The organism is Defluviicoccus vanus (genome assembly GCF_014672695.1).
Taxonomy (GTDB): Bacteria; Pseudomonadota; Alphaproteobacteria; order Rhodospirillales; family Defluviicoccaceae; genus Defluviicoccus; species Defluviicoccus vanus.
The window spans coordinates 1,308,127-1,332,833 of the sequence record NZ_CP053923.1 but is presented as its reverse complement, the minus strand read 5'-3'; the positions used below and the strand labels follow the sequence as shown (position 1 = coordinate 1,332,833).

Genomic DNA, 24,707 nt, shown 5'->3' with positions numbered 1-24,707 from the left:
CGGGGATGGCGCGTGTCTATGTTCTGAATGGCCAGAAGCGTTCCCTTGTTTGGGGTGACGTCGGCCACACGCCGGGCGACTACTCGATCGACGGAACGCGCGTTTGCTCGCTTAACGCGGGTGAATACTTTCTAATTGACCTGCCGTCGGGCGTGCACGCCCTAACGTGGCACTGGCGGACGCGCAAACTGGTCCGAACCACGGACGTCCCAACCCAGCTGGCTCTGCGGCCAGGAGACGTCGTTTGCCTCCGGTCGGTCGAAGATCTGCGTCAGGCCGAATTGTCATCGATTCCGTACGGTGTCGGCGCAGGGTTGGGTGGGGCGGCGGCGGATGCGATCGCCGCTGGCGGTTCGTCGAGTTCGGTGGCTCTCGCGTTCGAAGACTGCCGCGCTCAATCTCCGCCTCTACTGCCGAAGCCGACACTGGTCGTCACCGACACGGATGCCGCGACATCGCTCGCCGACGCCGGCGCCCGTCCGTCGGACCGACCGCCGGATGAGGCAAGGCGGGTTCCGCTTGGCGCCGAGCAAGGAGAAGCCCGCATAGGGCGGATCGAGATCCGCCGAATGGCGCAGACTGCCATCACGTCTCGGCTGGCCGGATCGCCATTGATCAGAATTCGTCTCTTTGCCATCCGATACAGCCTTGCGTCGTGCCCCGCGGACGCGGATTGCGACATGCGGCGGATCTCGATCCGCCCTTGTGCGAGGTTACATCAACCATTCAAGGTCCGTTCCTCCTTCAACACCGCTGCTCCGGAAGTCCGCATTGTACCCAGACGAATCGACGCAACTGGCGATTTACGGCGCTTCTCCTCCCCATTGTGCTCTTCTCCCCGCGCCCCATCCCAACTCCCGGCTAGGCATCGCGTCGCCGCTGACCTAAGGTGCCCGGCGATCAGGACCGAGAAAGAAGACCCTTGCCATGCCCGATGATATCCGCCGACCCGTGTTCGATAAGTCCAAACTGCCCAGTCGTCATGTGACGGTGGGGCCGGAGCGGGCGCCGCATCGCTCGTATTACTATGCGATGGGGCTGAGCCGGGAGGAGATCGACCGGCCGTTCGTCGGCGTCGCCACCTGCTGGAACGAGGCGGCGCCCTGCAACATCTCGCTCGCCCGCCAGGCACAGGTGGTGAAGCTGGGGGTGAAGGCGGGCGGCGGCACACCGCGCGAATTCACCACGATTACCGTCACCGACGGCATCGCCATGGGTCACGCCGGGATGAAGTCGTCGCTGGTGTCGCGCGAGGTGATCGCCGATTCCGTCGAACTCACCATGCGCGGCCACTGCTACGATGCCCTTGTCGGGCTCGCCGGCTGCGATAAGTCGCTGCCGGGGATGATGATGGCGATGGTCCGCCTCAACGTGCCGTCGGTGTTCATCTATGGCGGCTCGATCCTGCCCGGCCGTTTCAAGGGTCGCGACGTCACGGTGCAGGACGTTTTCGAAGCGGTCGGCAACCATTCCGCCGGCAAGATGTCGGATTCTGACCTGTGCCTGCTCGAAAGCGTCGCCTGTCCCTCCGCCGGCTCGTGCGGTGGCCAGTTTACCGCCAACACCATGGCCTGCGTTTCGGAGGCGATCGGCCTCGCGTTGCCCGGATCGTCGGGCGCGCCGGCCCCCTATGAATCGCGCGACGCGCTGTGCGAGGCCTCGGGCGAAGCGGTGATGAACCTGCTCGCGCAACGCATCCGGCCGCGCGATATCGTCACCCGTAAATCGCTGGAGAATGCGGCGACGGTGGTGGCGGCGTCCGGTGGCTCGACCAACGCCGGGCTGCATCTGCCGGCGATCGCCCACGAGGCGGGGATCGACTTCGATCTCGACGACGTCTGCGCCATCTTCCGCCGCACCNCCTACATCGCCGATCTGAAGCCGGCCGGGCGCTATGTCGCCAAGGACCTGTTCGATGTCGGCGGGGTGCCGGTGTTGTTGAAAGCACTGCTGGATGGCGGCTTCCTGCACGGCGACTGCATCACCGTTACCGGCCGGACGTTGGCGGAAAATCTTGCCGGCATCGTCCTGCCGGATGGCCAGGACGTGATCCGCAGCACCGCGAACCCCCTGTCACCGACGGGCGGCGTCGTCGGCCTCAAGGGGTCACTGGCGCCGCAGGGGGCGATCGTCAAGATCGCCGGGCTGCCGTCGCTGCAGTTCCGCGGTCCGGCGCGCTGTTTCGACAGCGAGGAGGACTGTTTCGCTGCCGTCGACCGTCGTGACTACAAGGAAGGCGACGTGCTGATCATCCGCTACGAGGGACCGCGCGGCGGTCCCGGCATGCGCGAGATGCTGTCGACGACGGCGGCGCTCTACGGTCAGGGCACCGGCGGCAAGGTAGCGCTCATTACGGATGGTCGGTTTTCCGGGGCGACGCGCGGCTTTTGTGTCGGCCATGTCGGGCCGGAAGCGGCGGTCGGCGGGCCGATCGCGCTCATCCGCGACGGCGACATGATCAGCATGGATGCGGAAAAGGGCACGATCGAACTGGAGGTGTCGGCTGCCGAACTCGCTGAACGGCGGCAGGCCTGGACACCACGGACGCACGATTTTCAGTCGGGCGCGCTGTGGCGCTATGCGCAGACGGTGGGGGATGCCTGTCTCGGCGCGGTCACCCACCCCGGTGCGCGGGCCGAAACGCACGTCTACGCTGATATTTGACCAGAAATAGAAACGCGCCGCCGGACGGCAAGCGTCCCGGCGGCGCGCTGGTGGTTTGGTATCCTGAAGTGGTTCGTTGCCTACTGCGGTGTGCCTTCAGGGATGCCGAACAGGGCGAACATGGCAATCAGCAGCGCGCTTGGCCGGCCGCCCCAATCGCCAAACCACTGATTGTAGTAGGTCTGGATCTGACCGGTGCGGTAAAGGCGGGCAATCGTCGAGTTGACCATCAGTAGGAAGTCGTCATCGCCACGCGGTGTCGCCAAGCCGTAGGGCTCGTAGCTGAACAACTCCGGTGCGAGGGCGAACTTGCCACGGTTGGCCGGTTCAAGGGCGAGGCCGATCAGGACCAACTGATCCGCCGCATGCGCCGCCACTTTGCCTTTCTCCAGCAGTTTGACCCCGGCCGCATGATCGTCGACGAGGACGACCTCAGCCTTGACGCCGGCGTCATTGAGGCGCGAACGCAACTCGGTTTCAGTTGTGGTTCCCTTCACCACCGAAACTTTCTTCCCCGCCAGATCAGGCAGCAGCTTGACCGTGGACTTCGCCGGAATCATCAGCGCGCCACCGGTGATAAAGGTCATATAGCTGAAATTGACTAGTTTCTGCCGCGCGATGGTAATCGTCGAATTGCCGCATTCGAGATCAACCTGCGGCGTCTCGATGCCGGCTACCTTGTTGAAGCGGTTCTCGGCGGTAACCGGGACGAACTGGACCGTCAGGTCCGGACGGTTAAGCGTGGTCTTGATGTCATCGACGATGCGCAGGCAAAGATCGATGGCATAGCCCACCGGTTTGCCGGTCGCGGGATCGACCGACGAAAACGGCGGCGAGGAGTCGCGATAGCCGAGCGAAATCTGCCCTGTGCTGGTGATACGGTCGAGGGTTGGTCCTGCACTGGCCGTGGTCGCGGCGCCGAGGCCAGCAAACAGAGCCACTGCAGCGAACAATAGACGCTTCATGTTGCTCCTCCAAAAACAGGATGATACGCATGGGCGTTCGCAGCGATCATGTACTCCCAACAACGAACACCCATCTGCCGCGTGGCTCGCGACTTGGTTGATTTTGGGGGCGATAGGGCCAATGCGACGTTAATGGTCGCATCTGCTTTCGCCCCGAAGGTGGCAGCTACGCTCTTAAGGAATGACCGAACCCAGGTCGATGCCAAACCATTTGGTGGATAGCGCCGAAAGCGTGCCATCCTGCCGCAGGCTTTCGACCGCGTCGGCGACCTTCTGATCAAATTCCGCATCGCCCTTGTGGGTCGCCACTGCCACCGGCTCGAAATAAAGGAACCCGCCCAGCACGCGGATTGGCATGCCGTCCTTCTTCGCCGCCTCGGCNGATGGCAGCGTCGTTAACGCTGCATCGGCTTTCTTGTTCACCAGAGCCTTGAGGGCGTCACCGTTACTTGCCACTGGTGTAACTTTGGCGTTTTCGATCACGTATGCGATGTCCGCGCCACCCTCGTCGAGGTTCAGGTCCTTGCGCAGGTAGCGTTCGAAGGTCGTCTTCGCCTTGACGGCGATCGTCTTGCCAGACACATCCTGCGGCCGTTCAAATTTCGTCTCGCCGCTGCGAACGACGACGACGGCGGCATCCATGCGATACAAGGCCGGGAAACTGAGGTGCTTTTCACGCCGCGGCGTGGGCGTAATCGAAGCAACGGCAAAATCCCACGGCTTGGCGCTCTCGCCGGCGAGGATATTGGACCATCCCGGCGTGACGAACTGGACAGGAAGCCCCAGTCGTTTTGCCAGTGCCTCTGCCACGTCAATATCGAAGCCATGCATCTTGCCATCGGCGTCGACCGTGGCGAGAGGAAGCTGGTCCGGAACGACCGCGGCTTTGAACGCGTTGCGAGCGGTCGCCGCTTGCATGACCGTGTCCTGAGGGGTGCCGGCAACGGCAGTGGCAGCGCTGAAGAGCAGCAGGGCAGCAAACGCAACCGGCAGACTGAACCGCATGGGGAGCCTCACTCGAAGGGGCAAAAAAGCCAGCAAGTGGAAAAGATCTGTTACGGTTGTCTTGCATGCCCGATGCTTCGCCGCAAGCGCTCTTTTGCTGCAAGGATGCATAGGAACAAGTGGCGTGGATTTCAGGCGCAAGGACACCGGGTGACCTTGTCGCGCGGAGAGCAGGCAGGCGAATGGCGGCGATGCCCAGCAGGCAGGGTGCGGCGAACGGCGACGGGGCAGGTGGACGATTCGCGGCGACGCGGAGCCACCCATGCGGGCAGCGGCCCTTAATAGCCCCGCGGCGTTCGCGGTGAGATGTCGCGGGTGAGGGTATCGAGCAGGGCGTCCCGGTCCCGTAACGCAGCAGAGGCAAGGCCGCGTGCGACCTCCAGCTCCTTTTGCAGTTGCTCGATCTCGCGGACCCGCGCCTCCAGATCATCACTGACGGCGTTGAGCTTGCTGCGCAAGGTGGTCATTTCCCGGATGTCGTGCTCGGCGACGAGCAGCAGATCCTGGTCGTGGGCGAAGACGGCACCGCGCAGCGGGGTTATCCGCCCGGTTGCGTCACGCAGGGTAATCACGCCGCGGAAAATAACGCCCTCGACCGGATCAGCCTGCCGCGTCAACAGGCGGTCGAACTCGGGGTTGGCAAAGACGTGGCGAACGTCGGTCAACTCGCCGACCAGATCGACACCGCGCAACAGCGCGAGGAAGCCGCGATTGGCATCCCACAATCCGCCTTCCCGTGACAACAAGGCGACGGCAACGGCATCAAGACCGCGCACAACATCGGGAATAGGAGAAACGGCAGACAACGCCAAGGTGATGGCCTAACCAGAGCGTGGGATCAATGGCGATACGGCGACAATACAGCCCGTACACTCCGCAGTCAGTGCGCAGAGAAACGGTGACGTCCGGCGACAAGCACATGTCGCAGACGATTGGGGGCACCGCATAGACGGTGTCTGGGGATGATGTCAATGCGTTAAGCGAGTCGCGGCGAAATCATCGATTGCGGCCAGGGCGGACCTGGTCGCCGAAACGAGGTATTCGTAGCCAATGAAGGAAAGGCCGCAGATAGGGTTGGTGATGAAAAAAGGGACGCTGCCAATGGAGCAGCGTCCCTCGTCTCGGACGGTCGACTTAAGTGTCGGCCGAAAGGCGGTTAATTGACGACGTCGATATGAACGAACTGACGGCCGTCGGAACTGGCGCCTACGCTCGGGAAGCCGATCGAGGCACGGCGGTTCTGCGCCTCACGCACGTTGTCGGCGGTCGGGACCAGAAGGTCGTTCTGACCGCGGCCGAGCGTCACGATGCTGGTTGCCGGAATGCCGAGCTTGATCATCTGTGCCGCGACCGACTGCGCACGACGCTCTGAGAGTGCCTGGTTGTAGGCAGGCGAACCCGAGGTATCGGTAAAGCCGGTGACTTTGATCGTCTTCGCGCCGGCAGCCTTGGCGGCGGTGACGGCGTCAGAAATGATCTTCAACGCGTCGGGCGTCAGGTTGTACTTATCCCAGTCGAAGAAGACGAGGAAGTCTTTCGGCTTCATCGGTGCTTCGGCCTTCTTCGGCGCGCAGGACTTTTCGGCTTTGGCGATGTTGGTGAGGAACTTCGTCCGGCAAGCGGCGATGTCGTCGGGCTGGAAGTTCTCCTGCACGCGCGTTTGTTCGGCGAAGCAGTCGTAACCCATCTGCGCCTTGGCCATCTCGACCGGTGCCGTGTTCTGGCAACCCTTATCCAGCAACGTCATCAAACGTTGCCGCATCGAAGTCACTTCGGTGCCGATGGCAGACGGCAACTGCCAGTCGCTCACAGCCGTTGGCTGCGGCGCTTTGCCGGCAGCGGCCTGAGATGCCTTTTCGGCCCATAGGTCCGAGCTCTGGTTATTACCCTGGAGGAACTCAGACTTGGATTCATTCTGGTACTCAGTGAACAAAGCTTTGTCGAACGCCGAGCCCGAAGCCGTCATACCCTTAACTTGATTGTACTTGTAGCCGTAGCAGCCTGTTACGGCAAGCACAACCGCTAAGCTGGCGGCTACCTTCCAACCCCTAAACATGCTCAAGTCTCCCTGACCAGCTGGAAATGACTTGTTGATGCACAAACGAAGATGGGAAGAAGCCGGCGAGACTGCACTGGCTGTCCCTCTCTTCCCGGTACCCTTTGCCTTGACGATCGACGATAGCATGGAACTCTTTGCGATGATTATGCGTCTCGTGGATGGTGGTTGGCAGGGGCAAAACCTCACACTCCGGCCGATCGTGGTTAGCAGCTCGATCGGTTCGCGAGCGGGAGGGTAGTCTGCCCGTCGGTGAACGGGTACGGATTGGCGCTGTCGCCGGGCAAAGCAGATGGCCGGTGGCAAGCGACACGTGAACGGCGAGCGATGATGGTGCGCCGATGGCGACCACTGCCGACAGACTATTTTGCTCAACTCCTGGCCTGATCAGCAAGTCACACCCATCACCACCAAAAAGCAAAATTAAGACCTCGATAGTCCGAGGGATAGCGCGAGGACAAGCGGATAAATCGTTTATCCCTAAATCAATCTTTGTCGCCAATAAGTCTTTTTGTCCAGGACGATGTCTAGCTAGTTAAGCGAAACTCACAAACCAGCCCAGAATAGTAAGCCAAAGTTATGCTTCAAGACTGCCCAACGATGAGAGTTTAACTCACATCATTGCTTGAACTCGGAGTAAGGACTTTAGTTGCGTAGCTATCAAGAGTAAAAGGATTGACGCAAATAACATGCCTGTCAAGGCTTTGCAAAATAACTTTGCGCGTTCTGGCAAAAACGCCGCACATGTTGCGGATCAGCCACAATAGGTCGTTGGTCCTCTGCAGCGGCGGCGCTCTACCCTGGCGCGGATTTCAAGCATATGCGGTCGCAAGAGTTGGCGAAACGAATCGGTATGGTCTATCCTTAGTTGTGGTTGGATGACAATGAGTCGGCTGCGGGCAAATGGAGGCCAAAGTAATGCAAAGTGAGCAAACGATCCGCGTCGAAGCACGCGAGGAGGTCCAGCAGCTACGTCCGGCGCGGCCTGTCGACGCAGGCGCGCGGGCGTCGTTGCAAGACATCCTGCAACACCATCGAGAGTGGATCGGCTCGGGCTGGGAAGCGGGTGAGCGTGCCGATCTGCATGGCGCCGACCTGCACGCCTCGGATCTGCGGGGAACGAGCCTCCGTGATGCCGATCTGCACGACGCCAACCTCGAAGGTGCCGATCTGCACGACGCCGACCTCGATGGCGCCGATCTGCATGGCGCGCGACTAACCGCTGCCTGCCTGCAACAGGCCTTTCTGCATTGGGCGGACTTGCATGATGCGGATTTGCGGAGAGCTGACCTACGCTGCGCCGACCTGCGGGAGGCGGATCTGCATGGCGCCGACCTGACCGAGGCAGCGCTGGAAGGGGCCGATGTCCGCGGCGCCGATCTCAGTGCAGCGCGGGGGCTGAGTGCGCCGATGCTGGCGGCGGTTCAGTCCGACGTCGATACCCGGTTGCCCACGGCGGCGCAGCGGCGAGACGACGCGTAGTCTCGTTCGCCATCGTGATCGCCGTTGCGGTTGGTCGCTTCAGGTATCCCCGCGGCGATGCTGCGGGGGTGTCTCGCCCTGGTAGGCGATCAGCTGTTCGTCCAGCCGTAGCCACGGCAGGCGGTCAGCAGCGAAAATGTGGTGGTCGGGCGGGTGCCGGCCGGGCGCATCGAGGGATGCAACGGTGACGTCGATCGCCTCCGGAGCCTCGTCGTGGCGGAAGGTGAGTTGTGTCCCGCAGCGACCACAGAAGCTCCGTTCCGCCACCGCTGAAGACCGGTAGACCTGGGGTGAACCGCACAGCAGGCGAAACGCGGTGCGCGCAACGGTGATCCAGGTGACTNNAACGGCGGCACCGGTGGACCGGCGACACAGCGAGCAGTGACAGTGGGCGCCGGGGGCGATCGGCCCTTCGATCCGGTAGCGAACAGCGCCGCAGAGACAGCCACCCTCCTCGGTACTGCCTGTAGCCGCGCTCACGACCGCAGCTCGCACCAGACAGGCGTGTGATCCGACGGCCGCTCCCAGGCGCGCGGCGTACGATCGATGCCAGCGTCCTGCAACCGGTCAGCTGCCTGCGGCGACAGCAGCAGGTGATCGATGCGCAGCCCCTGATCGGCCGGCCAGGCGCCGGCACGGTAGTCCCACCACGTATAGGCATGACCGCCGGGATGGACGGTGCGAATGGCGTCGGTCAGTCCCAGGTGCAGGCTGCGCCGCCATTGCGCCCGCGACTCCGGTCGGCACAGCGCATCGCCACGCCAGCCGAGCGGATCGTAGACGTCGTCATCGGTTGGGGCGACGTTGAAGTCGCCGCCGAGGACGAACGCATCTTCGCTGGCCAGAAGGGTTCGGGTGTGGTGAGCGAGTCGTTCCAGCCAACCCAGCTTGTAGAGAAACTTCGCACTGTCCGTGGGGTTGCCGTTTGGCGCATAGATCGTCGCAACACGAACGTCGCCAGTAAACGCTTCGAGATAGCGTGCCTGGACGTCGTCGGCATCGCCGGGCAACGCCCTCGCCAAGACGTCGATGGGCCATTTCGATAAAATGGCAACGCCATTGTAGCTTTTCTGCCCGACGCAGGCGACGTTGTAGCCGGCGTCGTTCAGCGGTTCGAGGGGAAACCCTTCATCGGTGACCTTGGTCTCCTGCAGCAGCACCACGTCTGGTGCCGCTGCACGCAACCAGTCCAGCACATGCGCCAACCGTGCCTTCAACGAATTGACGTTCCAGGCAGCGATCTTCATCTGCCGACCTCGTCCGCACCGGATGCGGGGCGGCTCACCCCGGGCGACAACACCGCTTAATCGGCGCCAGCGCTGGCGCTAGACGAGGCTGCCGGCGCTCGCCGCGAGCTTGAATTGCGCTGCTGCGGTTTCGTTGAAAAAGCGGAACGCCGGGCGACCGCCGGCCAACCAGACGGTGGCAAAGTTCTGCCCCGGCTCACCGGCACCACGATTGGCGCGGCGTGCGATCCGTTGCAGCTCTTTGTATCCGCGCGAGCCCTTTTTTACGAATGAGGTGGCGAGCAAAACGTCATAGGAGCGAGAGGTGGACATGGATTTCCTTTGCTATAGCGTGGCCGGAGTCGATCAGATGGAGCTGATCAGACGGCGAAGGACGAACCGCAGCCGCAGGTGGAGGTGGCATTCGGATTCTTCACCGCGAAGTAGGAGCCGATCAAGTCTTCGACGTAGTCCAGTTCCGCCCCCTTCAGCAACTCGAGCGAAACTTCGTCAACAATTACGCGTGAGCCCAGATGTTCGAACACCAGGTCGTCCGCATGGTGGCTGTCGTCGAGGGTGAAGCCGTACTGGAAGCCGGAACAGCCGCCGCCGGATACCGATGCGCAGCATGCTGCCGCTCGCATCGGCCGCGGTCAGGGCGGCGATTCGCCTTGCGGCATTATCCGAGATGCGCATCTGCCCGGCATCGGTCGTTGTCGCGTTGTTCGCCATCCTCATCGCCTCATTCTGCCAAAATTCAGCGTGTGCGATAACGCACTGAACCTCTGCACTTTATGTATCCGTTGCGGGGACGTTGTCAAAGGTGTGCCGCCGCGACTGGCAATCGCGCCGGGGCGCGGTTGTGGGCGCGGACAACGACATGTAGTGTCCGGTCATGACGCTCGCCGAAAACTTGGCGCCCTGGGCCTCGCATGCGCAAGCGAGCCGTGGCCGGCTCTATTCCGAGCCGGAAAGTAAAACGCGTACCTGTTTTCAACGCGATCGGGATCGCATCATTCACTCGGCGGCGTTCCGGCGGCTGGAATACAAGACGCAGGTGTTCGTCAACCATGAGGGCGACTTCTTCCGCACCCGGCTCACCCACAGCCTTGAGGTGTCGCAGATCGCCCGCTCCGTCTGTCGGTCGCTGCGGCTGAACGAGGATCTGGCCGAAGCGCTGGCTTTGGCGCACGACCTGGGCCATCCGCCCTTCGGTCACGCCGGGGAAGAGGCGTTGCAGGAAATGATGCAGCCCTACGACGGGTTTGATCACAACGCCCAAAGCCTGCGCGTGATCACCCGTCTGGAGCGCCGCTATGCCGATTTCGACGGGCTGAACCTGACCTGGGAAACACTCGAAGGCGTGGTCAAACACAATGGTCCTCTCATCGGTGCTACGCTCGCCGGCGGCAAGCATGCGCCCTTGCCCGCGGCGATTGTCGACTATAGCCGTGATCATGACCTGATGCTCGATACGCATGCCGGACCCGAGGCACAGGTCGCGGCGATGGCCGACGACATCGCCTACAACAACCATGACATCGACGACGGCCTGCGCGCTGGGCTGTTCACCATTGCCGATCTTGCCGCTGTGCCGCTGGTCGGCCCAGTGTTTGCCGAGGTGCGCGCCGCCTATCCGCGGATCGACGACAGCCGGCTGATTCACGAGGCCGTCCGCCGCATCATCGGCCTCATGGTGGGTGACCTGCTCGCCGAGACCGGACGGCGCATCGCCGAAGTGGCGCCCACGTCGGTGGCGGACATCCGCACCGCCGGTGCTCCGGTTGCCGGATTCTCTGCGACGATGCGGGATAACGATATGGCACTGAAGGCGTTTCTGCGTCAGAACATGTACCGTCACTACAAGCTGAACCGGATGACCAGTAAGGCGCGCCGGCTGGTGCGGGATCTGTTTCAGCTGTTCGTTGCCGAACCGGAGTGCCTGCCCACCGACTGGCGCCGGCGCGCCGGCGCGCCTAAGTCGCTGCAGGCGGCGCGGGTGGTCACCGATTACATTGCCGGGATGACCGACCGGTTCGCCGGTGATGAATACCGGCGCCTCTTTGACGTGCAGACACGGGCCTCATGAACGTTTTTCGCCATATTCACCAGCGCATCGTTGACGTGGTCGATGCCCTTGCCGCCAACGGCTACCTGCCGTCGGGGATCGATACGACGCGGATCGGCTGCGAACCACCACGGGATCCGGCGCATGGCGACATCGCCACCAATGCGGCCATGGTCCTGGCGGCGGCGACAAAGAAGAAGCCGCGTGAATTGGCAGCGGTGATCGCCCAGTATTTGGCGGAGATGGAGGAGATCGCCACCGCCGAGGTGGCCGGTCCCGGCTTTATCAATCTGCGGCTGCGCGACGGCGTCTGGCAGGGCGTGATCCGCGCCATCCTGCAGGCTGGCCGCCACTATGGCGATNCGACCATAGGGGCGGGGCGGCCGATCAACATCGAATACGTCTCCGCCAACCCCACCGGGCCGTTGCACGTGGGCCACGGTCGCGGCGCCGTGGTCGGCGATGCGCTGGCGGCGCTGCTGGAGAAGGCGGGCTTTGCGGTCAGCCGCGAATACTACGTCAACGACGCAGGTGGCCAGGTGGACGCGCTCGCCCGGTCGCTGCGCTTGCGCTACCTCGTCGCCATCGGCGCGGAAACGGTGGACGCGGTGGACCGGCTGCGCGGCGAGGGCAAGCTCGCTTACGGCGGCGATTACCTGATCCCGGTGGCTGACGCCTTGGCCGCCGAAGACGGCGCGCGCTGGGCGGCGGCGGACGAAGGTGAATGGTTGCCGGTATTCCGCGCCTTCGCCATCGAGCGGATGATGGCGCTTATTCGCGAGGACCTGGCCGAGGTGGGCATCGTCTTCCAGACCATCACCTCGGAGCGGGCGCTGGTGGGATCGGGTGCTGTGGATGCCGCGCTGGCCTTTCTTGCAGCGCGGGGACTGATCTACGAGGGCGTACTCGAACCGCCGAAGGGCAAGCTGCCCGACGATTGGGAGCCACGGCCGCAGACCCTGTTCCGCGCCACCGCCTTTGGCGACGAAGTGGACCGGCCGCTGAAANAATCGGACGGCAGCTGGACCTATTTTGCCGCCGATATCGCCTACCATCTGGACAAGTTCCGCCGCGGCTTTCCGCTGATGATCGATGTCTGGGGCGCCGACCATGGCGGGTATGTCAAACGGATGCAGGCCGCGGTCAAGGCGATCACCGAGGAGGGTGGCAGCCTCGACGTCAAGCTGTGCCAGTTGGTGAACCTGCTCGACGGTGGCCAGCCGGTCAAAATGTCGAAACGGGCGGGGACGTTCATCACCCTGCGTGAGGTGGTTGATCGCGTCGGCCGTGGTGTCTTCCGCTTCATTATGTTGACGCGGAAGAACGATGCGACGCTCGACTTCGACTTCCAGAAGGTGACCGAGCAGTCGCGCGACAATCCGGTTTTCTATGTCCAGTACGCGCATGCGCGCTGCGNNCCCTCGGTGCTGCGCTTGGCAGCCGATGATCTGGGCGCCGACGCCGTCAGTGATCCAAGCCTTGCCGAGGCGGATTTGCGCCGCCTTGCCGAGCCGGCGGAACTGGAAGTGATGCGCTGCCTTGCTGGCTGGCCGCGCATCGTCGAAGCCGCGGCGGAAGCACATGAGCCGCATCGCATCGCTTTCTATCTGCAGGAGGTCGCGGCCCTGTTCCACACGCTGTGGACGAAGGGAAAAGAGGACGCCCGGTTACGGTTCATCCACGCGGATGACCGGGAGGNNGGACGCGCGCGCCTGGCACTGGTGCGGGCGACGCAGACGGTGATCGCAGCAGGGTTGGACGTCATTGGCGTCGAGCCATTGGAGGAGTTGCGCTGATGGCGGATAGAATGACTTGGTCGGATGACGATTTGATCGACGGCCGTTCGCGCTCAGGCACCGGTGCCGGCCGACCTGGCGCGACGCCTCGCCGGCTGTCGCTGGTGGCGATGCTGGCTGGTGGTGTCATCGCCGCGGCGTTGGTGGGAAGTGGCGTCACCTGGCTGCTCGTTGACCACGGCAGCTCGGGGGCGAGCTCGGCGGGGGCACCGCCGCCGCTGATCAAGGCCGATGAAAAGCCGATCAAAGTTTCTCCCGAAAGCCCCGGCGGCATGACGGTGGAGAACGCCGACAAGCTCGTTTATTCCCGTCTGCGCGGTGAGAGCCGCAAGGGCGATGTGGAGCGCATCCTGCCGGCGCCCGAACAACCGCAACGGCCCCCTCTCGACGAGACGCCGGTTGCCTCAGCGCCGCCATCATCCTCGGCGGTGCCGGCGATGCCACACGCCAGTGATGGCGGGCAGGGTTACGAACACTCGTCAACGTCGGGTCCCACCTACCTCGGTTCCAATGCCGCACCCAAGGACGCGGTTGCCCCGGACGAGGACGCGGAGGAGGAGCCGGTGACCGCGCCTGCGCCTGCACCTGCACCGGTGCACACAGCACCTGCACCGGTGCATACAGCACCAGCGCCCAAACCAACACCGAAGGCGGCGGACAGCAAGCCGGTGCAGGTTGCGACCGCCAAGCCGCTGCCGACGCCACCCGTGAACAAGCCGGTGGCCAAGGTGGAGCCGACGCAGAAGTCGGCGCCGGCTGCCAGCGGCAACTTCCAGGTGCAGATCCTTGCTGCCCGCTCGGCCGAGGACGCCTCGGCAGCCTGGAAGAAGATCCAAGCCAAGAATGGCGATGTCTTGGGTGGGATGTCGAGTTCTGTCGCCCGCGCCGATCTGGGCGATCGCGGGGTCTTCTATCGCTTGCGCGTCGGGCCGATCGCCAGCGAGGCGAAGGCGCAGTCGCTCTGCGCGGCGCTCGCCAGCCGTAACGTGTCCTGCCTGATCATCCGGCCGGGGCGTTGACGGTGGTTGCCGCCGCGCCGCGCCGCGTTATCTTCGGCCTCGCTGGGTTCGAACTGAGCGGCGAGGAGAGACGGTTCTTCACCGAGGCAGACCCGCTCGGCTTTATCCTGTTTGCCCGAAATTGCGACACGCCGGAACAGATCCGTGCCCTCGTCAGTGCCTTGACGGCGACCACCGGCCGCGCCGATACGCCGATCCTTATCGATCAGGAGNGGGGAAGAGTTCAGCGCCTGAAGCCGCNNCCGCGCTGGCGGGCAGCACCGCCGGCACGGCGGTTCGGCGAACTGGCGCGGGCTGACGAGGTTGCCGGCCTCACCGCCGCATGGCTGAATGCGCGGCTGATCGCCGCCGATTTGGCCGACCTCGGCATCACCCACGACTGCGCGCCGGTACTGGACCTGCCGAGCGCCGATGCAGACCCGATCATTGGCGATCGGGCGTTCGCCGATGATGCGGAGTTGATCGCGCTGCTCGGCCAAGCCAGCTGTTCCGGATTCCTCGCAGGCGGCGTGACGCCGATCATCAAGCATATCCCCGGCCATGGTCGGGCGACCGCCGATAGCCACCTGGAATTGCCGGTGGTCAATGCTACGCGCGAGGCGCTTGCCGCCGATCTGGCGCCGTTCGCAGCGCTGGCCCGGATGCCGTGGGCGATGACGGCGCATGTGGTCTACACCGCCTTCGATCCGCACGCCTGTGCCACCACCTCAGCGACGGTTATCAACGAGATCATTCGCGGCGCGATCGGTNTTTCCGGGGTGCTGATCTCCGACGATCTCTGCATGTCGGCGCTGTCCGGCTCGCCCGGCGAGCGGGCAACGGCAGCATTCGTCGCCGGCTGCGACCTGGTCCTGCACTGCAACGGTAATCTTGCCGAGATGCGCCAGGTGGCGGACGCCTGCGATCGCCTGCAACCACAGCAGCAGCAGCGGCTTGCGGTGTCGCAGGCGATGGTGCATACCCCGGAGCCCTTCGACCGGGAGGCGGCGCTGCAGCGGCTGAACGGGCTGTTGATGGCGCAGCCAACGGTCGCCGCATGAACGAAATCCTGTATCAGATCTCAGTTCTGGCCCTGCCGGTGATCGTCGCGATCACCTTTCATGAGGCGGCGCATGGCTGGGTCGCTTGGCGTCTCGGCGACGATACCGCCTACCGGCTGGGTCGCGTCACCTTCAACCCGCTGCGTCACATTGACCTCTTCGGCACCATCATCCTGCCGGCAGCACTGCTGCTCATTACCCAGGGCCACGCCATGTTCGGCTACGCCAAGCCGGTGCCGGTGAACTTCGGCCGGCTGCACCGTCCCCGACGCGACATGGTGCTGGTTGCCGGTGCTGGGCCGGGGATCAATCTCGCCCTGGCGCTGGCGGCGGCATTCCTGATCCGGCTGGCGGATCAGGCGCCCGGGGCATTCGGGCAATGGCTGGGCGTCAATCTCGCCTATGCCGTCTTTTTCAATGTGGTGCTGGCGGTTTTCAATATGCTGCCACTGCCGCCGCTCGATGGCGGCCGGGTGGCGGTGGGGATCCTGCCGCGGCCGCTGGCGATGCGGCTGGCGCGACTGGAGCGCTATGGCTTCCTGATCGTCGTTGGCATCCTGTTCCTGCTGCCGCTCGTCGGCCGGCAACTGGGGATGAACTTCGATGTCTTCGGTTGGCTGGTGATTCAGCCGGCACAATGGCTCAGCACGCACCTCCTCGATCTTGCCGGTGTGCAATGAGCGCCGATCCGGCCAACGTCACCGACCAATCCACCGACGCCGACGAGGCGTCGGACGGGCTGCTCACCGAGGGTGCGACCTTTATCGTTGACCTGGAGGGCTTCGAAGGGCCGCTTGACCTGCTGCTCGCCTTGGCGCGCGACCAGAAGCTTGATCTGCGGCAAATCTCCATCCTTGCCCTCGCTGACCAGTATCTGGCCTATATCGTCGAGGTGCGCCGCGCCAACCTGCAGGTGGCGGCGGAATACCTGGTCATGGCGGCGTGGCTGGCGTTCCTGAAGTCGCGGCTGTTGCTGCCGGTGCCGCCGCGGGCGGATGAACCGGCGGCAGAGGCGATGGCGGAGGCTTTGGCGCTGCGGCTGCGCCACCTGGAAGCGATCCGCACCGCGGCCGACCGGCTGATGGCGCGCCCGCAGCTGGGGCGGGATGTGTTCCCACGTGGCCGTCGCGAGCGCCTCGCTCCCGTCGTGCGCACCGAGTTCAAGGCGAGCCTGTTTGACCTGCTCACCGCCTACGNNGCCGCTAGCCTGCGTCGGCAGGAACGTTCGGTCGCCTGGCAGGTGCGTCCACTCGATCTGTTCAGCGTCGAGGATGCGCTCGCCCGCATCGGCAGCATGCTGGGTTCGGTCCCCGGGTGGGAGTACCTCACCCGTTACCTGCCGGACGGGGCCACCGAAGGCTTGCGGACGGGACAGCTGTGGGCACGCTCGGCCGTGGCCAGTACCTTCGTTGCCACGCTCGAACTGGCGAAGCAGGGTGTGGTGGAAGTGCGGCAAAGCCGGCCCTTCGGTCCGATCGCACTCCTGGCGCGAGGTACGGGTGATGGCAGTACAGACACCGATTGAGAGCGAGCATCTTCGCCTGCTCGAAGCGATCCTGTTCGCCGCCGTCGAGCCGCTGACGCGCCAGGATCTGACGGCGCAACTGCCGGCCGGTGCCAACCTGCAGGGACTGCTGGCCCTGCTGCAGGCGCAGTACGCCGGCCGCGGTGTCAACCTCGTTCGCGCGGGCGAGACCTGGGCTTTCGCCACCGCGCCCGATCTTGCGGAGCAACTGGGCGGCGAGCGCCGCGTCGAGCGCAAACTGTCACGCGCGGCGATGGAAACCCTCGCCATTCTCGCCTATCACCAGCCGGTGACCCGGGCCGAGATCGAGGACATCCGCGGCGTCCAGGTCAGCAAGGGCACCCTCGATGTGCTGATCGAACAGGGCTGGATCGCGCCGAAAGGGCGGCGGGAGAGTCCCGGACGACCGCTCACCTGGGGCACGACCGACGGTTTTCTGCGGCATTTCGGGCTTGAGCGCCTTGCCGATCTTCCCGGCATCGACGATCTGAAGAAGGCGGGATTCCTCGATGCGGCCATCTCGGCGACGGTGGTACCGCTGCGGCCGGTTGACACAGCGGACGAGAACGAGGCCGATCGCCTCGTCGATAGCGACGATCCGGAGAACGCCGGCCGCGACGGCGACCGCATCGACGAGGCGTGATCCGCCGGGTCGCGTTGAAGCGACGCTCCCTTTCTGCCATGATCCGCGCGGCTCGAGCGGGAATAACAACGGAAGACAGGTCTCATGGGCAGCTTCAGTATCTGGCACTGGTTAATCGTACTGGCGATTGTCGTGCTTCTGTTTGGCGGCCGGGGAAAGGTGTCCCAACTGATGGGAGACTTCGGCAAAGGCCTGAAAGCGTTTAAGAAAAGTATGCGCGAAGACGATGCCTTCGAAGAGCCGGCCAAGGCGCCGGGTGAACCGAAGATCCTGTCGTCGGAAACACCGCGCGTTGGTGAAACCAACAATACACACGACCGTGCTGCTCGCTCCTGAGCGACGGGAGCGGCCCTGCCGGCGCGATTTGCCGGGCAAGGCCTGACCGACGGACGCCCCATGTTCGATATCGGCTGGCAAGAGCTCCTGCTCATTGGCGTCGTGGCGCTGATTGTCATCGGCCCGAAGGATATGCCGGTCGCCATGCGCACGGCGGCGCGCCTGTTTTCGAAGGTGCGCGGTTTGAGTCGCGAATTTCAGCACACCGTTTCCGAGGTTATGCGCGAGGCGGAACTGGACGAATTGCGGCGCAAGATGCAGCAGGCGAAAGATTTCAACATCAAGGACGAATTTACCTCCATGGTCGATCCGACCGGGCGACTCCGCGACGACCTGCGCGGCGTTGACGAAATTGACCGGGAAGACGGGCTGCATCATCCAGCACCGCGATCACCCACCGCTGCCAGCGCCAGGGAAACGACGACGGGGCCGGGGAGTGCGACGTCGGGTGGATCCGCGTCGGTACAACCTCCCCCGACGAGGCGGCGCCGGCCGGTAGCCCGTCGCCCGCGGGCGTGACCGAAACCAAGGCGTAGGTTGCTTCGGCCGCTGTCGCTGCCCGCTTCGCGGGGAAGCCCGGCACTGCTCAGGGGCGCACCAAGGACCACCACGCTTCATCTGCCAACGAGGATACGCTGCCGTGGCCGACGACGAGGTCGACAACTTCCACATGCCGCTGACCGAGCATCTCGTCGAGCTGCGGCGGCGACTGCTTTATTGCGTCGTGGCGGTGCTGCTGCTGTTCATCGTCTGCTACGTGTTCGCTGCCGACATTTATGCCTTTCTCGCCCGGCCGCTCGGCGACGCGTTGAGTGCGCATGGCGATACCGACCGGCGGATGATCTTCACCGGACTGCACGAGGCCTTCTTTACCTATATGAAGGTCGCGTTCTTCACCGCCATGTTCATCGCCTTTCCGGTCATCGCGGTGCAGATCTGGAAGTTCGTCGCACCCGGCCTGTACAAAAACGAGCGTAAGGCATTCCTGCCCTTTCTGATCGCCACCCCGGTGCTGTTTTTTATCGGCGGCGCCTTCGCCTATTACGTGGTGTTTCCGCTGGCCTGGCGGTTTTTCCTCGGCTTTGAAGTACCGAAGGACGGCAACGGCTTGCCGATTCAGCTCGAGGCAAAGGTCGATCAGTATCTGGCGCTGGTGATGCAGCTGATCTTCGCTTTCGGACTGTGTTTCCAGATGCCGGTGGTGCTGACGCTGCTCGGTCGGGCGGGCATTATCACCGCACAGGATATGCGGCAGAAGAGGCGGTATGCGATCGTCGCGGCATTCGTGCTCGCAGCCGTGCTGACACCGCCCGATGTACTCAGCCAGACCAGCCTCGCGATCCCGATGATTGTGCTTTACGAGCTTTCGATTCTTGCCGTTCGTTGGATCGAACGCCAACGAGTGGTTGACGCAACGGACGCTGAACAGGCTGAGGACGGGACAGACGGGCCGCTCAACGCGGATTCACCGCCGGGTCCGGCCCCAGGTGGCCCGGGAGATACCGCTTAGCATCGGTAGGACGGTGTCTGCTTCGGTTAGCGCGGCAATCCTTGACCGCTCGGGTGGCATCGGTTACCCCCAGCCGCGGGTACAGGGCGGTTGGCAGGTTCATGCTGGATATAAAGTGGGTTCGGGAGAATCCGGACGATCTGGATCGGGCACTGCAGCGGCGGCGTCAGCCTCCGGTGGCGGCCAGTCTTGCTGCGCTCGATCGGGATCGTCGTGAGGCGATAACCCTGGTGCAGGACATCCAGGCGCGGCGCAATGCGCTGTCGAAGGAGATCGGCCAGCGCAAGTCGCGCGGCGAGGACGCCAGCGCGCAGATGGCCGAGGTTGCGCGGTCGAAGGAAGCCGAGGCGGCGGCGGCCGAAGCGGCTAAGACGGCCGAGGCCAGTCTGGATCGCGCCCTGGCGCTGATTCCGAATATCCCCCTCGACGATGTGCCTGATGGCGATGGTGAGAGCGGCAACGTGGTCCTCCGCCAGTGGGGTGAGACGCCGGCGTTCGCCTTTCCGCCGCTGGAGCACTTCGAACTCGGTGAGCGGCTGCGGCTGATGGACTTCGATCGCGCGGCGAAGCTGTCCGGCGCCCGTTTCGTCGTCCTGACCGGTGCGCTCGCCCGTCTGGAGCGTGCCCTTGCGGCGTTCATGCTCGACCTGCACACCGGTAGCTTCGGCTATACCGAGGTCAACCCGCCGGCAATGGTCCGCGACGAGGTGGCTTTCGGCACCGGCCAGTTGCCCAAATTTGCCGACGATCTCTTTCGCACCACCGACGGCCGCTGGCTGATCCCCACCGCCGAGGTGCCACTGACCAACCTCGTTGCCGATGAGATCGTCGACGAAGCTTCGTTGCCGCTTAGGATGACGGCGATGACTTGGTGCTTTCGCGCCGAGGCGGGGGCGGCGGGCAAGGATACCCGCGGGATGATCCGCCAGCACCAGTTCACCAAGGTGGAACTGGTCAGCATCGCCGCGCCGGAACAGGCGGCAGCCGAGCACGAGCGGATGACCGGCTGCGCCGAAGAGGTGCTGCGACGGCTGGGATTGCCATATCGCGTAGTTGTCCTCTGCACTGGCGACATGGGGTTCTCCGCCCGCAAGACCTACGACATTGAGGTCTGGCTGCCGGGCCAGGGGCGCTACCGGGAGATTTCCAGCTGCTCCAACTGTGGCGATTTCCAGGCGCGGCGGATGCGTGCCCGCTGCCGGCGAAAAGGGGAGAAGGGAAGCCGCTTCGTCCATACCCTCAACGGCTCCGCTCTGGCGGTGGGCCGGACACTGATCGCGGTGCTTGAAAACTATCAGCAGCAGGACGGCTCCGTCCGCGTGCCCGACGCGCTGCTCCCGTACATGGGGGAATGTCGGTCATTGCCGCCGATGCTGCATCAGCCGCTTGATCTCGCCAACGCCCGGGTGCTGATCGCCAACGACGACGGCATTCAGGCGATCGGGCTGCGGGTGCTCGAACGCGTCGCCCGCCGACTGGCGAAGGAGGTTTGGGTGGTGGCGCCGGAGACCGAACAGAGTGCCGCCGGGCACTCGTTGACGATGCGTCGGCCGCTGTATCTGCGCCAGCGTGGCCGTCGACGTTTTGCTGTCGATGGCACGCCCACCGATTGCGTACTGCTGGCGGTGCACCAGCTGCTCAAGGATAGCCCTCCCGATCTGATCCTCTCCGGTGTCAACCGCGGCGGGAACCTGGGCGAAGATGCCACCTATTCCGGGACGGTCGCGGCGGCGATGGAAGGAGCGCTGCTCGGTATTCCGTCCATCGCCTTCAGCCTCGCCTACGAGAGCACCGGCGAAGTGCTGTGGCCGACGGCGGAACGCTGGGCGGCGGAGGTGCTGCTGCGGCTGCAGGGGTTCGCCTGGCGTCGCGGGGTGCTGCTGAACGTCAACCTGCCGGCGGTTGCCAACGGCGAGGTGAGCGGGATCGAAGTGACGCGGCAGGGACGCCACAAGATCGGCGGGTCGATGGTGGAGNGGGTCGATCCGCGCGGGCATCCCTATTTCTGGATTGGCGGCGGCCGGGACGAAGATCGCGGCCTACTAGGCACCGATCTGGAGGCGGTGCACCGGGGAGCGGTGTCGATCACGCCGTTCTCGCTCGATCTCACCGATGATCCGACAATGACACAGTTGAAGGGTCTGCTTGGGTGAGCATGGATGCACGCACGATCCGTTTGGTCATGGCGCTGCGCCGTGCCGGGGTGACCGACACCCGCGTCTGCGGGGCGATCGAGCGGATTCCTCGCGATCTCTTCGTGCCGCACCACTTTCAGGACAAGGCCTACGAAAACACCGCGCTGCCCATCGGCTGTCACCAGACGCTGAGTGCGCCGATCGTCGTCGGGATGATGACGCAGGCGCTCGACGTGGGCGAGCGGATGAAGGTGCTCGAGATCGGCACCGGCTCCGGCTATCACGCCGCGGTGCTCTCGCGGCTCTGCCGCCGCGTCTACAGCATTGAACGCTATCGGGATCTGCAGAAGGAAGCCGAGCAGCGGTTTGCCCGCCTGGGCTTGCACAACATTACGACCAAGGTTGGCGACGGAACGTTCGGCTGGCCGGAACAGGCACCCTTCGAGCGCATTGTCATCACCGCTGCCGCAAACGATGTCCCGCCACTTCTTGGGAACCAACTGGCCATTGGCGGGTTGATGGTTCTGCCGATTGATGATGGTGGTGGTCAGCAGCGGTTATGGCGGGTCCGCCGGACGGTCGACGGCTTTGACACCGATGACATGGGAGAAATTCGCTTTGTCCCGCTTATCGCCGAACCCGGTCTCTAAGTGTCTAATTCAAAATCGCATAGGTTGTTAGGCTTTTGCCAAGCGTCGTGAGAGGAGCTTGACGCTGGCGATCATGCTCCAGCATTCGGCACTGGCAATGGAGGCATCGACGTCCTTGGCGAGGCGGCGGTTGCGATTAAGCCAGGCGAAGGTGCGCTCGAAGACCCAGCGGTCGGGGGCCGGGATGAACGGGGCGATCACCGCCCATTCTTCATTCGTCGTAACGCTTGCATACTTCAATCCGTCCCGCCGATACTTCGGCTGAGTGATTTCAGTCTGGGGCATCTTCGTGACTCCCCACCTGCTGGGAACCGGGCAGAATCACAACCTACGGAAATCACTAATCTCTTTTTCGGCCGGGCTCTGACGCGTGGCGCCGGTTCGAACCGGGGAAGGAGCAACCGATCATGGCCAACGTTACAGTGAGCAAACAATTGCCGGCGGCGGCCGATGCGGTCTGGGAGATCGTCGGCGGCTGGAACACGCTGCCGGCCTGGCATCCGGCGGTGGTGGCCAGCGACGTTGCCGGCGATGGCCTGCTGCGCCGGGTACGGCTGGACGACGGCATGGAGTTCACCGAGCGGCTGGAGCACTTCGATCGCGCCGCACGCAGCTACACTTATGTCATTATCGAGTCGCCGTTGCCGCTGTCGCGCTACCGGTCGACCATACGCGTCGAGCCTTTTGCTGATGGCGCCCGTGTGGAGTGGTCCACCGAATTCGAAGTGCAGGGCGTTCCGGAAGATGATCTGGCCGCGCTGCTGCACGAGTTCTACACCGCTGGCCTTGAGGCGGTACAAGGCCTTGTGCGGAATGCGTCGGCTTGAGGCCGACCCGTTCACGGGACCGCGACTTGCGAAGCACCAACCTATCTGCTAATTACTTTACGGGTATATCGCTAATGGATGCGGAAGATCAGACGTGAAGCCGATCGTTTTTATCCACACCAACCACAAGCAGATCGTTGGGGCCCTTGTCTCCGAGTATTCGATGCGCCGCAATTCGGCTCAGCCGGACGCTTTCGATATTCGGATTATTCAAACTCGCGACTACCCCTTTCTCCGCGCGCGCGAGGATCAGGAATACCTGCGCGACGGGGTGACCCGACGCTGGCACTTCGAGGACCTGCAGTCGTTTACCACGCTGCGGTTCATGCCGCCGGAATTGATGGGCTACCAGGGCCGCGCCATCGTCGTAGACCCGGACGTTTTCGCCGTCGGCGACGTGTGGGACCTGCTGTCACGTGACATGGGCGGGGCGGCGATCATGTGTCGTCCGCGTTCCGGCCACAAAGAAAAGCAGGGCGTGCTTGCTACCAGCGTCATGCTGCTGGACTGTGCCAAGTTGACGCACTGGCACTGCGAGCAACAGTTCAACGAGCTGTTCGAATTCAAGCGCGACTACGCCAAGTGGATTGGGTTGTTCTATGAAGATCGCAGCACCATCAAGCTGTTCGAGAACGAGTGGAACGACTTCGACAAGCTGACGCCGGCGACGAAGATGCTGCACAACACCAAGCGGCGCACCCAGCCATGGAAGACCGGGCTGCCGGTCGATTTCCTGCCGCCGGAAAAGTCGGCGGGCGTGCCGATGCTCGGTTGGTTGCACCGGGTGCGGCGGCGGTTGTTCGGCGACTACACCTTCCTCGGCCATTACGCCCGCCATCCCGATCCGAACCAGGAGCGGTTCTTCTTCGGGTTGCTGCGCGAGTGCGTAGACAAGGGGATTATCTCCGAAGCCATGCTGCGTGAGGAGATGCGGCAGAACCACGTGCGCCACGACGCCCTGCAGGTGCTGGAGCGGACGCTGCCGCTCGCCGCTTAGCGACCCACGCACCTCGGATCGACACAGTCGCGCCCTTAGGGCGCGGTGCCGCAGTCCCTTCCCGGCGGTCGCTGACGGCTGCCGGGTCGGCCCGCGCTACTGATCCATGATCAATCCTGTCGGCGGGCCGCAACGCCGTGACTGCTACCACAGCACAGCCGTGGGGCGATAACCGCACGCATGCTACAGTTGACAGGGCGCTCTTCCCGAGTATTCTTATATACGACTAATGTGATCCGAATTGGATGGCTTATGCTCAAGCTTACCCGCTTCGCCGACTACGGGGTCGTGCTGATGACCCATATCGCCGGTTCCAAGGACCCGGTGCGCAGCGCCCAGTCGCTGGCCGAAACCACCGGCATTCCGCTGCCGACGGTGAGCAAGCTTTTGTCGACATTTGCCCGCGGCGGCCTGCTGCAGGCGGTGCGCGGGGCGCGGGGCGGGTTCCGGTTGGCACGGGATGCGCAAGAGATCTCCGTTGCCGACATTATCGGCGTCGTCGATGGTCCGATCGCGTTGACCCAGTGCCTTGAGGCTGGATCATCCATCTGCGAACTCGAGTTGCTCTGCCCGTCACGCTACGCGTGGGGGACGATCAACCGAGCGGTACGCAACACGTTGGAGAATCTGACCGTGGCCAATCTGCTGTTTCCGCTGCCGGGGCCTTTCTCTGCCTGGAATGTTCCGGAGCGGAGTGACGGTAGCGAGCCGGTGACAGAAAACGATGAAGTGGCTCATGCGCGGGCAACGATTGAATAAGGGA

General features: G+C 63.8%; 25 protein-coding genes and 2 pseudogenes. 18 read left to right on the top strand and 9 right to left on the bottom strand.

Annotated features, from left to right (window positions below; genetic code table 11):
• The first annotated feature begins 927 nt into the window (after positions 1–927).
• Positions 928–2,664 (top strand): dihydroxy-acid dehydratase, encoded by a 1,737-nt coding sequence (gene ilvD, locus HQ394_RS06025; protein WP_190262514.1) that lies wholly within the window; start codon positions 928–930, stop codon positions 2,662–2,664.
• Between the two features lie 80 nt (positions 2,665–2,744).
• Here the strand turns inward: ilvD and HQ394_RS06020 are convergent, their stop codons facing one another.
• The 4 genes from HQ394_RS06020 to HQ394_RS20680 form a co-directional block, all read right to left on the bottom strand.
• Positions 2,745–3,629 (bottom strand): amino acid ABC transporter substrate-binding protein, encoded by an 885-nt coding sequence (locus HQ394_RS06020; RefSeq protein WP_190262513.1) that lies wholly within the window; start codon positions 3,627–3,629, stop codon positions 2,745–2,747.
• Positions 3,630–3,803: 174 nt separating this feature from the next.
• Complete coding sequence (locus HQ394_RS06015) at positions 3,804–4,547, bottom strand: transporter substrate-binding domain-containing protein (protein WP_456151544.1); 744 nt, start codon at positions 4,545–4,547, stop codon at positions 3,804–3,806.
• A 365-nt stretch (positions 4,548–4,912) separates the two neighbouring features.
• Entirely contained in the window at positions 4,913–5,446 is a 534-nt protein-coding gene (locus tag HQ394_RS06010; RefSeq protein ID WP_190262511.1) for a coiled-coil domain-containing protein, read from the bottom strand.
• 344 nt (positions 5,447–5,790) lie between these two features.
• Positions 5,791–6,690: an OmpA family protein gene (locus tag HQ394_RS20680; protein ID WP_317629003.1), complete on the bottom strand. Its 900-nt coding sequence runs from the start codon at positions 6,688–6,690 to the stop codon at positions 5,791–5,793.
• A 918-nt stretch (positions 6,691–7,608) separates the two neighbouring features.
• Between HQ394_RS20680 and HQ394_RS06000 the strand changes: the two genes are divergently transcribed.
• Complete coding sequence (locus HQ394_RS06000; protein WP_223291888.1) at positions 7,609–8,172, top strand: pentapeptide repeat-containing protein; 564 nt, start codon at positions 7,609–7,611, stop codon at positions 8,170–8,172.
• 39 nt (positions 8,173–8,211) lie between these two features.
• Here the strand turns inward: HQ394_RS06000 and HQ394_RS05995 are convergent, their stop codons facing one another.
• The 4 genes from HQ394_RS05995 to HQ394_RS05980 all read right to left on the bottom strand — a co-directional run bounded on the left by HQ394_RS05995 (position 8,212) and on the right by HQ394_RS05980 (position 10,042).
• Positions 8,212–8,652, bottom strand: coding sequence for a GFA family protein (locus HQ394_RS05995; RefSeq protein ID WP_190262508.1), 441 nt, complete (start codon positions 8,650–8,652; stop codon positions 8,212–8,214).
• On the bottom strand, positions 8,649–9,419 hold the full coding sequence (xth, locus tag HQ394_RS05990) for an exodeoxyribonuclease III (protein WP_190262507.1): 771 nt from the start codon (positions 9,417–9,419) through the stop codon (positions 8,649–8,651). Before xth ends, HQ394_RS05995 begins: the two co-directional genes overlap by 4 nt.
• A 78-nt stretch (positions 9,420–9,497) precedes the next feature.
• A complete protein-coding gene (locus tag HQ394_RS05985) occupies positions 9,498–9,731 on the bottom strand; it encodes a hypothetical protein (RefSeq protein ID WP_190262506.1) in 234 nt (77 codons plus the stop codon).
• A gap of 47 nt (positions 9,732–9,778) precedes the next feature.
• A complete protein-coding gene (locus HQ394_RS05980) occupies positions 9,779–10,042 on the bottom strand; it encodes a HesB/IscA family protein (RefSeq protein WP_317629002.1) in 264 nt (87 codons plus the stop codon).
• Between the two features lie 251 nt (positions 10,043–10,293).
• Here HQ394_RS05980 and HQ394_RS05975 point away from each other — a divergent pair, with 251 nt between their 5' ends.
• The 13 genes and pseudogenes from HQ394_RS05975 (at position 10,294) to HQ394_RS05920 (ending at position 22,120) form a co-directional block, all read left to right on the top strand.
• Positions 10,294–11,487 (top strand): deoxyguanosinetriphosphate triphosphohydrolase, encoded by a 1,194-nt coding sequence (locus HQ394_RS05975; protein ID WP_190262505.1) that lies wholly within the window; start codon positions 10,294–10,296, stop codon positions 11,485–11,487.
• Positions 11,484–13,262 carry an arginine--tRNA ligase gene (gene argS, locus HQ394_RS05970; RefSeq protein ID WP_190262504.1) on the top strand — a complete coding sequence of 593 codons (1,779 nt, stop codon included), beginning with the start codon at positions 11,484–11,486 and terminating at the stop codon, positions 13,260–13,262. The genes HQ394_RS05975 and argS overlap by 4 nt, the downstream gene beginning before the upstream one ends.
• Positions 13,262–14,281 (top strand): SPOR domain-containing protein, encoded by a 1,020-nt coding sequence (locus HQ394_RS05965; RefSeq protein ID WP_190262503.1) that lies wholly within the window; start codon positions 13,262–13,264, stop codon positions 14,279–14,281. Before argS ends, HQ394_RS05965 begins: the two co-directional genes overlap by 1 nt.
• Before the next feature lie 2 nt (positions 14,282–14,283).
• Positions 14,284–15,321 (top strand): beta-N-acetylhexosaminidase, encoded by a 1,038-nt coding sequence (gene nagZ / locus HQ394_RS05960; protein WP_223291887.1) that lies wholly within the window; start codon positions 14,284–14,286, stop codon positions 15,319–15,321.
• Positions 15,318–16,001, top strand: a complete 684-nt coding sequence (locus tag HQ394_RS05955) for a site-2 protease family protein (RefSeq protein WP_190262502.1) — start codon at positions 15,318–15,320, stop codon at positions 15,999–16,001. The genes nagZ and HQ394_RS05955 overlap by 4 nt, the downstream gene beginning before the upstream one ends.
• The gene (locus HQ394_RS05950; RefSeq protein ID WP_456151490.1) at positions 15,959–16,846 is read left to right on the top strand and encodes a segregation and condensation protein A; all 888 of its coding nucleotides are present in this window, start codon (positions 15,959–15,961) and stop codon (positions 16,844–16,846) included. The genes HQ394_RS05955 and HQ394_RS05950 overlap by 43 nt, the downstream gene beginning before the upstream one ends.
• On the top strand, positions 16,824–17,489 hold the full coding sequence (scpB, locus tag HQ394_RS05945; protein ID WP_190262500.1) for an SMC-Scp complex subunit ScpB: 666 nt from the start codon (positions 16,824–16,826) through the stop codon (positions 17,487–17,489). Before HQ394_RS05950 ends, scpB begins: the two co-directional genes overlap by 23 nt.
• A gap of 84 nt (positions 17,490–17,573) precedes the next feature.
• Positions 17,574–17,825: a twin-arginine translocase TatA/TatE family subunit gene (locus HQ394_RS05940; protein WP_190262499.1), complete on the top strand. Its 252-nt coding sequence runs from the start codon at positions 17,574–17,576 to the stop codon at positions 17,823–17,825.
• A gap of 60 nt (positions 17,826–17,885) precedes the next feature.
• Positions 17,886–18,344 (top strand): Sec-independent protein translocase protein TatB, encoded by a 459-nt coding sequence (tatB, locus tag HQ394_RS05935; RefSeq protein ID WP_190262498.1) that lies wholly within the window; start codon positions 17,886–17,888, stop codon positions 18,342–18,344.
• 121 nt (positions 18,345–18,465) lie between these two features.
• On the top strand, positions 18,466–19,335 hold the full coding sequence (gene tatC / locus HQ394_RS05930; protein WP_317629001.1) for a twin-arginine translocase subunit TatC: 870 nt from the start codon (positions 18,466–18,468) through the stop codon (positions 19,333–19,335).
• Between the two features lie 101 nt (positions 19,336–19,436).
• Positions 19,437–20,684: pseudogene (serS, locus tag HQ394_RS19640) on the top strand (serine--tRNA ligase); the annotation flags it as partial.
• A gap of 24 nt (positions 20,685–20,708) precedes the next feature.
• Positions 20,709–21,488: a 5'/3'-nucleotidase SurE gene (surE, locus tag HQ394_RS19635; protein WP_223292042.1), complete on the top strand. Its 780-nt coding sequence runs from the start codon at positions 20,709–20,711 to the stop codon at positions 21,486–21,488.
• Positions 21,485–22,120 carry a protein-L-isoaspartate(D-aspartate) O-methyltransferase gene (locus HQ394_RS05920; RefSeq protein WP_190262496.1) on the top strand — a complete coding sequence of 212 codons (636 nt, stop codon included), beginning with the start codon at positions 21,485–21,487 and terminating at the stop codon, positions 22,118–22,120. The genes surE and HQ394_RS05920 overlap by 4 nt, the downstream gene beginning before the upstream one ends.
• A gap of 27 nt (positions 22,121–22,147) precedes the next feature.
• Here the strand turns inward: HQ394_RS05920 and HQ394_RS05915 are convergent.
• Positions 22,148–22,297: pseudogene (locus HQ394_RS05915) on the bottom strand (IS5/IS1182 family transposase); the annotation flags it as partial.
• A 230-nt stretch (positions 22,298–22,527) separates the two neighbouring features.
• Between HQ394_RS05915 and HQ394_RS05910 the strand changes: the two are divergent.
• The 3 genes from HQ394_RS05910 (at position 22,528) to HQ394_RS05900 (ending at position 24,703) form a co-directional block, all read left to right on the top strand.
• Positions 22,528–22,947 (top strand): SRPBCC family protein, encoded by a 420-nt coding sequence (locus HQ394_RS05910; RefSeq protein ID WP_190262495.1) that lies wholly within the window; start codon positions 22,528–22,530, stop codon positions 22,945–22,947.
• A gap of 94 nt (positions 22,948–23,041) precedes the next feature.
• Complete coding sequence (locus HQ394_RS05905) at positions 23,042–23,944, top strand: hypothetical protein (protein ID WP_190262494.1); 903 nt, start codon at positions 23,042–23,044, stop codon at positions 23,942–23,944.
• 252 nt (positions 23,945–24,196) lie between these two features.
• Complete coding sequence (locus HQ394_RS05900) at positions 24,197–24,703, top strand: SUF system Fe-S cluster assembly regulator (protein ID WP_190262493.1); 507 nt, start codon at positions 24,197–24,199, stop codon at positions 24,701–24,703.
• Positions 24,704–24,707: the final 4 nt, after the last annotated feature.